The organism is Legionella sp. km535 (assembly GCF_003990085.1).
Taxonomy (GTDB): Bacteria; Pseudomonadota; Gammaproteobacteria; order Legionellales; family Legionellaceae; genus Legionella; species Legionella moravica.
Genome location: NZ_RZGU01000005.1, coordinates 1 through 12009, shown reverse-complemented (window position 1 = coordinate 12009; position 12009 = coordinate 1). Strand labels below are relative to the sequence as shown.

Genomic DNA, 12009 nt, shown 5'->3' with positions numbered 1-12009 from the left:
TGTATTATGACACAAATATTCACAGGAGAAGGATTGGGTTTGCAAGGCTCCTCTTTAGGGCTGGGCAGTTATGGACCCAAAGGGGTTGCGGCATTGGGACAAAGCGGCGAGTCCGTTTACGTCAACGCAGCAAATGGAAATTTGGTTTTGCGCCAATCCGATGGATTTTTAGCGGATATCGGGTTTGGTCTGGATTTATTTCAAACCTATAATTCCCTGGGGGAATCCGGATCCAATTGGCGCTTCAATATGCAATCCAGATTGGAGATCTCCGGTGAGTCAAATGCCTTGGGTTCAACTGTAACTCGTGTTGCTGAAGACGGCCACAGAAGTCGTTTTATTTTTGATGTCAGAAAACAATGCTATATACCCGAAGAGGGCGGAACGGCTCGTCTTACTTACAGTCAAAATGGCTGGATGTATCGTGAGGGTGCTCAAAAGACAGGCTATCATTACAGTCAGGAAGGCCAACTCAGTGACATTAGCGATTTGGATGGTCATAGTGTTTCATTTTCCTATGATCAAGGGCAATTGATCAGCATAACCGACAGGAGCGGCAAGCAAACCATAAGTTGGTCATTTCAAAATGGTTTATTACGTGAAGTGAAAACCATTAGTGATGGAGTTACGGTGCATGATCTGCATTATGAATACGATGAACAGCAACGTTTACATAAGGTAAGTCGTGATTTAGGTCAGGGAAAGACCTTCTGGATTACTTACAATTATGCTGGCGATTCCAACAGAATTAGTGACATCAAACAATCAGATGGCACAGCTCTTCATATCGAGTACGATGCTCAAGGCAGAGTAAAAAAACTGGTTGATGGTGAAGGCCGTGTTACTCTTTACGATTATCAAGCAGGAAAAACAACAGTAACCAACGGCTTGGGAGAGTCCTGGACTTATTATTATGATGAACACAATAAATTAACCGGTATTGATGGTCCAGAGCACTATCGGATCCGTTATAACTATGACGGAGCTTTATTAAGTTCTATTGTTCAGGGCAATCAGGTCTGGAATTTTCGCTATAATGACGAGGGCGATTGCATTTGGGTTGAAGAACCATCAGGCCAGGTGACGCAACGCGTTTATGATTCAGCGCATCATGTAATTTCTGAAACCAAATACCAACGTTTTGATGGGAATAATCATCCAATAAAACCACAAACAACCCGATACATTTATGATGAACGAGGTCATTTACGATTTACAATTGCCGCTGACGGTACGGTTACCGAACGGCGTTATGATGAAGAAGGACAGTTAATCAGTACTCGTTGTTATTTACGTGCTGGTTATGATGTAGGCTCCATGGGACAGGATGAGCTTCTTGGAATGCAGGAATTAGAATCCTGGGTGGCCAGGCAAAATCCCAAGGACGTCAGTTTGATTGATTATCGTTACGATTGGCGTGGTCAACTTGTTGAAGAACTGCACTATGCTCAGGTGGATTCACAAGGCTATGGGATAAATGCCGGCGCACTCAGTACTCGTTGCCGTTATGATGCCGCAGGGCGGTTGGTTGAAAAAAGCACTCCTGTTAATGGAGAATGGTGCATAACTCAATACCTCTATGATGATTTGGGGCGTCTCATCCAAACCATAGATAATCAAAACCACAGTCAACGTTTTGAATACGATGATGCACATCAGCGAGTAATTCAAACCGATGCCAACGGCTTGCAAACCGTTCGTCTGTATGACAGAAGTGGTTTATTGCTTTCCGTCATGCGCCTGGACAGCGGCCATGCTTATGGCAGTACGACTTATAAATACGATGCAGCCGGTCGTTTGATTGCTGAAACGGGTGTGGATGGTCTGACTACCTATACCTTTTATGATCACCAGGGGCGGGTACAGGCGCAAGTGAGTTCCAGTGGTCAAGTGACCGAAACTTTTTATAATGATGAAGGTTTCATTATTAAAACCCGCCAATACGAACAGCGAGTTTCAACTTCTGGGTGGTTGGAACAGCTCCCGGCCTTTGAATCGATAAAACCTCGAAACAGCAGCAATGATCGGATTTCTCAGATTGTCTATAACCAGCACAATCAAATCGCATATCGCATTGACTCTCTGGGCGCGGTCATTGGATACGAATACAATGCTATGGGGCAAGTGATTGCTACAACTGCTTACGCAAAAAGGCTTAGTACGTTTAATCTCGATCACTTACTGACTTGGGACAGCATTCATTTGGTTTTAGATGGCGCCGATCGGAGCGTGTATTATTACTATGATGCTTTGGGGCAGTTGGAGGCCAAGCTTGATGGTGAGGGATATGCTACTGAGTATCATTACGATCGTCTGGGGCATTTGATTGAAACCATTCGTTATTCTAATTCCATTTCCAATCGTTTGGATGGGGCGTGGTTACAAGATAAACCTACTACTTCACAAAAGGACATCCATACTTATAGCCTTTATGATGCGCGAGGCCTTAAGGTGGCAGATATTGATGGTGAAGGTTATCTCTCGGAATATCGCTATGACTCCAGTGGGTTATTAGTAGAACAGTGTGCTTACGAGAAGGCTATTGATCAAAGAATTTTAATTAATGAAACAACGACGGTTGAGCAAATCCGGCCGCAAGCACACAATAATGATCACCGTACCACATATCAATACAATGATTTGGGTTTACTTATTCAGGAAAGAAGTCATAACGGTTTAATAACTACTTTTGTCTATGATGAAATGAACCAGTTAGTGGTAAAAACCTTAACGGATGAACAAATTCATTTGGCAAGGCAACAACGCTATCGCTACGATGCTTTGGGGCGAGTCATTCAAAGCCTGAATGAAGTTGGGTGTGCTTTGTTGGAGAAAGGATCTCCCTCTCAAGAGCAAATCGAGTTAATTTGGCAAAATCACAGCAGTTATTTTGAGTACGATAATTCCGGTTTATTGCTGAGTAAAACCAATGCCCTGAAACAGACAACTCGTTATTTTTACGATGAAGCGCGGGAACTGAAGTATACCGTGAACGCGGACGGTGGCGTGATGGAAACCGGCTATAACTCTTTTGGTCAGGTAGCGTTCACCAGAGCGTACAGTACTTTTTTAAAAATTAATCCAATGGGATTGAGCTGCGATGAATTGAGTCAGCATGTTCAATTGTTGAAAGATGATCGTTATGATGAATTGACTCGCTATGAATACAATACGATTGGTCAGGTCATCGCGCAATACAGCGGTAAGCGAGGGCTTGTCACTACCCGTTATAATGCTTTTGGAGAAGTTGATTTCACCAGTCAACGCATTAACTCCAATAGATCAACGGATACAGTATTCGAATACGATAAACGCGGCTTGTTAACCCGGCGTATCGACGATGCTGGCGGATTATCAAGGAGTACAGAGCTTAGTTATGATGCCTATGGTTGGGTGACCCGGAATATTGATGGCAAACTGAATCAAATCAATTATGTTCTTAATAAACGTGGTGAGCAAATAAGAATCTTCGATGCAACGAATCAATTTAAAAAAATAAGTTATGATGCGTTTGGTCGGGTGTTAACAGAAACAGATTATACCCATACAAACACAATCAAGATTTTTAGTTACGACGATAAAAAAAAGACTATTACTTTATCTAATCCTAAGGAAAACACGCTTGTAATAACACAGTTTAATTCCTTTGGAGATAAGGTTTCAATAAAAGATGCTAATGGTTTTACCACGGAGTTTCATTACGATGAACAAGGGCAACTTGCTCGGGTGGATTCTCCTGAAGGGGCTTTTAAAGAATATCATTATGATGAAGCAGGGCATCTTATTTGGCAGCACGATGCGGGAGGGCAAATTATTGAGTATGGTTACGATGCAGCAGGCCATCTCTTATCTAAAACGATAGACCCCAATCATTTAAAAATAACGACCCTTTATCAATATGATGCCCTGGGCAGACAGTTGCAAATCACGGATGCTAATGGATGCGTTAAGCGATTTGTGTATGACGATCAAGGCAATTTGATACGAACTTGTGTGGATCCTGACGGATTGAATTTAGTTACCGAGTTTTCTTATGATGATCGTGGATTGTTACTCAGGCAAACAGAAATTAATTCACATGGAGTGAACAAATCTATCGCCTATGAATGGGATAATTTGGGGCGACGAACAGCAACTATAAACGATCCCGACGGTTTGAAACTGACTACGACCTACCAGTACGATGCTAATGACAATCTGGTAAGTCAAACTGATGCCAACCACCACAGCACTCATTATCTTTATGATGCATTGAATCGTTGCCGTTATAAAATCGATGCTCGAGGCGTAGTTACTGAACATATTTACGATGTAAATGGCAATGAAAAACAAACAGTGACTTATGCCAAACCCATACCTCAATTGCTACATTATGATGAAGCCAGTTTAAAATCTGTTTTAAAAAAAGACGAGCAGCACGATCATAATCAGTTTCGCGTATTTAATACAACGGGCCAGCTGCTTGCGGCTTATGATGGCTTGGGCTATCTGACTACTTATAATTATGACGGCAATGGTAATCTGATCCATACGCGCCAGTATGCCCGCGCTGTTTCTCTTGACGATCTCAAAAAAGGGAACAGACCTCAACCATCAAAGGATGGGGGGAGAGAAACTCATTACGTGTACGACGGATTAAATCAACTCCGTTTTACCTGCACTAGTGACGGATACGTTACCGAATCCCGTTATGATAAGAATGGACAATTAATCAGTACAACCAGGTACTCTGAGCAATTAAGTCTGGGTGATAATGTTAGCTACACTTTGGATCATATTATTGAAAAATTAAAGCCCAACCCACTACGCGATCAAACCATCCGTTATACCTACGATAAGGCTGGGCGTCTTTCCGTTGAGCTCAGCGCAGAAGGCATCGCCAAATCGTATCAATACGATAATCTGGGCCATGTTATTTCCAGTACTGTTCATGCTGAACGGGCCACGTTTTCCAACGATACATTGAATTTAAACACCAGTGTCAATGACCGAACCAATCATTTTGTGTATGATGCCGCGGGTCGTGAAGTCTATCGGATCAGCAGTGCAGGCAAGGTAGTTGAACGACGCTACGATGGAGTCGGTAATGTAATTGCCGAATTAACTCATTCAATACCCGTTCATCTGGCTCAATACAATGAAGAGGCTATCAAAAATATGATGGCTCAGGACCAACGAGCCCGAGTGACTGCATATGAATACGATGCTGTTGGAAGGCTTCTCACTCAAGTCAATGCGGAACATGCGGCCACTCGTTACACTTATGACGCCGAAGGTAATGTATTATCTAAAGCTGAGGCTAATCAGGCCGTATGGACTTATCAGTATGATGAAGCCAATCAGCTTGTAGAAACCCGATCACCCAGTATCAAAGTTTCTACGGCACGTGGTCAGGAATGGCGTTCTATATTAACTCGCAATAGTTATGACAGCTTTGGTAATTTGATTGGGGTTATTCGAGACGCAGAAGGTCAAAATCAAACAGTGCTTTATGAATATGATAATGCCAATCACAAAATAAAAACGCTTTATCCGGATGCCAAAGTCAATTCCTCTGCCGCTCAAGCGTCCAACCAGAGACAGGAAGTCACTCTGACTTTGGTTGAGGAAATCCAATACAATGCTTTTGGTGAAGTCATCGCAAGCAGTGATAAAGCGGGCAATTGGAAACACTACGTTTACGATAACCAGGGGTTATTGGTTTATAGCATCGATACTCAAGGTGGTTTAACTTATTTTGAGCAGAACGCTCTAGGTCAACTCATTAGTAAAACAGTTTATGCCAATCGACTGGTGGTCAGCAAGGACTTTGAATACACCATAGGTAATATCAACAAAGCATTGAGTAAAAGCCGTTATGACAGGCATGAATTATATGATTATAATTTAGACAATAAGCTCATTGAAGTCAGCCGCGATCCAGTGCTGATGTATAATGCCAAAACCGGCCATTATGATAAAACAATTAGCCCCACTACAAAAAATAGTTACAATGCCTTTGGTGAAGTCATTAAAACTGCTGTCCGAATCAATGAGTCCGAATGGGCTGAGACTTATACCTATTATGATAAAGAGGGGCATACTACGGCAGTTATTGATCCCGAAGGATACTTGACTACATATCAATATACTGTGTTCGGTGATGTTGATACCATGACTGAATATGCTTTGGTTGCCTATGATTGGAATACAGAGCATTTCACTCCAGGTCAAACCAGTACTAAAGATAGAACAGTCACTTACACTTATGATGCTTTAGGCCAACTAACTGCTAAAACGTTAAAACAAGTGCGTTATGAGCGTTTAAAAGCCGGCACTAATTCTTATGAAACTTTTACAGGTGATCTCACCACAACGTACAGTTATGATGCACTTGGTCACTTAACATCGACTACTGACGCAAAGGGCAATACTGCCTATTGCTATTATGATGAGCTAGGGCAATTGATTGCCAAGGTAGCCCCTCAGACTCGTGAGGGCCGAGGAGCAACTACTTATTCTTATGATGCTTTGGGGCACTTGGTAGAAACACATCGATGGGCACAGGGTGTTACAGAGGCCGATGTGACCCACTTTATATTAAAGGGAGCTACCAGTCAGGACGTTGTTACGAGACAGGAATACGATAATCAAGGACAACTCATCATTGAAACGGATGGAGCAAACCATCAGGTTAATTACAGTTATGACGCTAATGGCAATCTGGCGCGCAGTTGGCAGACCTTAAAACAGGCCGATGGCAGCACTTTGATTCAAGATAAACGATACACCTATGACACAGAACATCGTCTGTTGCAAACCGCAACCTTTAAAAGTTCAGGTGCTTTGCATACTGAAGACGCACAATACAACACCTTTGGTGAGGTGATAGCTAAAGGCAATAACGGCCAATATAAGACTCATTACGATTATGATCTTCTGGGGCGCGTTTGGCGTTCGAACAGTCAGGGTTATTATCAGATTTTTGTTTATGACCTAACTGATAAAGTCACTCAAGTGGTTACTTCAACCAATAATTTTACCGATGAAAAGAACCGGCATGGAGTTGATTTGTCGGATGTGTATTTTGAACGTGCAGTGCGTTTTGATCTGGGTCAATTGGAGTATCAATTACAAAGGCAGAGCAATATATACGATAAGTCAGGACATTTGATAGGTCAAAGAAAAGAGTACAGTGTTAACTCATCCGAAAAGAGCAAAGAAGTTTATTTACAAAACGCCACGCAATCACAAACAGTAGATCGATGGGGCAATATGCTGACCTACACCAATGCGCTAGGGCAGGTCACTCATTATGAATACAATGCCTTTAATCAGGTGATTCGACAAGAGTTACCAGAGGTGAGAGCGGTTGATGAGCATGGTGTTGGGAGGATGTTAAATCCGGTTAATTTATATGCCTATGATGAACTGGGTCAGGCTATAGCTATGATTGATGCGAACGGCCATGCAGTAAGCAAAGAGTATGATGCCTTGGGACGGGTGATTTTAGAGCGTGATGCCAAGGGGAATACGCGTACGCGTCAATACAATTTACTGGAACAATTGACTTCCTTGACCAATGAACTGGGAGGGGTAACAAGTTACACCTATGACCAGTCTAATCGTTTGATTGCAGTGCACACCCCAAAAACGCATCAGCAGTATGAATATGACGAAGTGGGTGAATTGATTAAACAAATCAATGGCGCGAACGAGGTGAGCAGTTTTTGGTATGACGCAGTCGGGAATCAAATAAAACGTCGAGATGCGCGTAGTCTGGAAACCTATTATGAATATGATGATGCGGGCCATAAGACCAAAGAAACCGATGCTAATGGGCGCAGCCAGTCCTGGATCTATGACGATCAGGGCCGGTTAAAGCAACACACTGATTTAGGCGGGCATACCACGTCTTATGACTACAATACGAATGGGTTATTAATTGAAGAGAGTTCCACTACAGGAAAGCACATTAAATACCACTATCAAGGCGATGGGGCACTGTTTCAATACGCGGATGAAGGGCTTAAAGAAACAGTCACGTATACCTATGATGTTGAAGGGCAGATGACCAGCAAGGAATCTTCGCGTGGAGACACCCTTAAGGACGGATGGATTCGAGAAACCGATCATTATCAGTATGACGCTTTGGGAAGACTGGTGCAGGTTCGACGCCGTCATCCTGAGGATACCGATAAGCGTTTTCCAGATAAAGACCATGCCTTATTGTCTATTGATTATGAGTATGACAACGTTGGGAATATTCGTCATACCCACGTCCGCGCCAATTATACGGGATATGATGTCGTTGAGAGTGATGATTATTATCTGTTCGATGAAAACAACCGCATGACGGTGAACAAGGGGCAATTAGTCAATGGTCAGATCATGATGACCAGCAGTCAAGGCAGTACATCAACCTATGATGCGGCAGGCAATATAAAGACCGCTTCGAAGTATGAGCATGGTGAATTGCAAAATTATCATTATGATTATAACAACGACAACCAACTCGAGTTGATTCAAAGAAATAACGTGAATCTTCAATCCAGATTTTATGATGAAGCAGGAAGGGTTGTTCAGGAGAACAGTTTCGATGGGGCAGGAAATTTATCGCAAAAAAACATCATGTCCTATGATAAGGGGTTATTAAAAGCGCAAAGTACTTTGAATGGGAGCGGTGTTGAAGTATCCAAAACGAACTTTGAGCACGATAATGTGGGTAATGTGACCGAAATGAAGTCACGTACCCATGCCCAGGGTAGCTCTTTGGGCAGTACTCTGACTCATCAATACAGTTATGAGCTTTGGGATAATTATTTGCAAAGTCAGGATACAGCGATACACACTGTTGATCAGGGTGGAATGACCACTGGGAAGAGCACCAAAGTCTATGATATCAATGGCCAGTTAAAAGAATCACAAGACGAACAAAGCAGCAACAACACCTATTATCTGAACAGTGGCGTTGAAGGGATTAAGGGGCGAAAGGACAAAGAGGGACAAACCAGTTATTTGACTGTTGCAGGAAAAACCATAGGTGACTTACGTCTGGATAATTCAGGCAAACAGCACCTCACTGTTTATGGAGGTTTTACTCCTTCGGGAACTCAGCAAAAAGCAGCAGAGGAGACTTCTGCTCAATACTCATGGCAACGTGATACAGGCTCGCGCACGACCAGCAATTTTTTAGATCGCGCACCAGGAGACAATGCGGATGGCACTTTGCCTGAGGCACCGCAAGATAACCTAGGAGCCTACACGGTACAAACGGGCGATACTTTGGAGCGTATTGCCTTGCAAGTATATGGAGACAGCAGTTTGTGGTATGTGCTTGCTGACGCCAACGGCCTCAGCGATAAAAGTGCTCAGGCAGGAAGCAGCGGTCAACTTCACGTAGGTCAACGCTTGAACATTCCTCCTGTTGCTACTGGTCAGCAGCACACGAATGGCACACACAAGGTGCTTAATGCCAACCAAGTTCTCGGCAACACCAGCGCAACAACTGCAAGTCCTGTTGTAGCGGCAGCTCCACCGCCATTACCGAAAAGACACAGCGGACTCTTTTCAAAAATCGTGGTGGGCATTATCGGTATAGTAGCTACGGTGATGACCGCAGGAATATTAGGCTCACTAGCAGGCGCGTCATTGGCAAGTACATCACTAGCAAGCACAGGCGGGTTATTTACACTTGGTTCGGCAGTATTGTCAGGCACGGCGACAGCCACCGCAGGAGTCACCCTTGCAGCCGGCTTTGCGGCAGGTTTTGTCGGCAGTATAGCCAGTCAAAGTGTCGCCAAGGCAATGGGAATGCAAGAGCAGATGAATTTCAAAGGAGCTCTAATCTCAGGCCTGGCCACCGCAGCGACAGGAGGATTTTTACGAGGAATAAACAACAACACATCCTACGGTAACTGGGTAAGCGATATGGATAAATTATCGGTTTCCAAAACATTCAGCATCTCAAGTGCCGCCCAAATGATGGAACAAAACACAATAAGTCAAAGCATCAACCTAACCCTCCAAAAACACCAACACTTTGACTGGGCCCAACTAGGAGCAGCCGGACTGACCGGAGGATTAGCAGGAAGCACAGCCGGGAAAAATTTAACAAAAAAACTCAACGCACTCGATAAAGGCACAGGGATCCTCTCTTCAGAAGCCAAGGCAATAACTCATGCCGGAGCCGAAGCAGCGGTAACAGGTGCTCATTTCAACGCTGTAGATGTTGTATCCAATAACCTGGGCAACGCAATGGGGGACGCACTGGTTGGTTTAGCAGGAGCACTTGAATTACCAGATTCCAAGAAAAAAGACTTTCCGGATGAGCAGTACTTAACAGACACTGTTCTTGATATGATTCATCCAGAGAGGACTGAGAATGAAATTATTAATGATTATTTGGCAAAACAATCGAAGCAAGGAAGAGAATTAAAAGAGTCTAACGCCGATGTTTCAATAGCCAGTGAAGGCTATTATTATATCCAATATCCTGGTCGTGTAGGTGATGTTATCAGTAGCCAATGGTCATCCGGGTTTAAGCAAGGAGAAAGTGCTCTTGAGCAAAGTTTCTTATTTGGTTCGGAATTGACTGCATTAGAGAGTAATGGAAATGATAATATTAGTTTTGAGAGAAAGGGGTATTGGAATTTCATAGAGAATGGGGTGAAGGAGTTTATCGGTGAATCTAGTATGAGTTTTGAAAATACCGGACTTTCTATAATAGATCCCATTTTAAGTTTATCTGCAGAGGAAATATGGAATATCAGAGCTTTTCAAGGAACCAATATTCAAGTTAAAAAAGTAGGCCAAGTTGATGCCATAGAAAAATTCGTTGGATTTGATAGAAATAAATGGGATATTTTATTAAAAAAGCAGCAAGTTACCAATTTAGATAATTTGCAACAACATGTATTGAATGCTCACAACAGATATCCCAATGTGTCTGTTGAATTAATCAATGCAGTTATTTACCATGAAAGCAAGGGAGCATGGAATGCGGTATCCAAGACTGGTGCTTTAGGAGTGATGCAACTTACAGCAGGTAATTACTATACAGGGCCAAATGCAAATTTTAACCCATTTGATGTGGGTAAATCTATTAACTATGGGGTAGGAATGCTAAGTAAATATTTAAATAAATTTGGTTCAACTCAAGATGGAATAAATAAGACACTTGCTGCTTACAACCAAGGTGAAGGCCATGTTTCGAATGCTATAAAAATACATGGTACCAATTGGGTGAATCACATTCATAAAGATGGCAGAAAGTATATAGATCAGATTGATTACATCCTGAATAATGGAAAAAAAATACCGGGGTATTTTGGGGAAAAAAGGTGAGGGTTTATTGTCTATTAATTGGATTCATTTTCTGTATTGAGCTTTATGGAGGTGTTCCCAGGCCTTGTGAGAGAGTGGGTTTTGACCAACTTATAAAATACATTACTGTTTCAGATGGGCATATGGATGTGCCATTTGCTACAAGCCAGGGGGAATATAAGCTAATTAAACAGTTTAAAAAGTGCATTCATACTGCAGCTGTTTGTATAGTTGCAGTTGATGTGAGAAGCAAAAATTGGTCGAAAGGTAAAAATTGGATAAGTGAGGAATTGATACCGCCAGTTGATGGAGATTTTGATACTTCAAAAAGAGAACTTGTTTTTGCTTTGTTACAATATGTTGATAAAAAGAGTAGTGCTGCAGTTTGCATAGTAGCTAAGAATAATTTTGCCCATGCTATTCCCTGGTATGGTAGAAGTTGGGTAGTTACTGATCACGATATTAAGGATTATGAGATAGATAGCTCCCAGTTTCATATTGCAATGACACCTAATAGTTTGTATGAAACATTATTAGACGTACATAATGAGGCGGTATGGGTGGCCGAACATATGAAAAAACCAGCGTAGATACTGTCTTTAAACGCAAGATAAATTTTCATTAAAAGGCAGTTTACTTTTTAAAACTCCAAAGATGATATGAGCTAATTTGCGCATTACAGCACAAACAATAGTTTTAGGAGTT

Annotated in this window: 2 protein-coding genes; both read left to right on the top strand. The window is 42.4% G+C overall.

The annotated features are described in order from the left end of the window. The first annotated feature begins 6 nt into the window (after positions 1–6). A complete protein-coding gene (locus ELY21_RS04140) occupies positions 7–11325 on the top strand; it encodes a transglycosylase SLT domain-containing protein (protein ID WP_127107166.1) in 11319 nt (3772 codons plus the stop codon). A gap of 74 nt (positions 11326–11399) precedes the next feature. Next, complete coding sequence (locus ELY21_RS04135) at positions 11400–11894, top strand: hypothetical protein (RefSeq protein WP_127107164.1); 495 nt, start codon at positions 11400–11402, stop codon at positions 11892–11894. Positions 11895–12009: the final 115 nt, after the last annotated feature.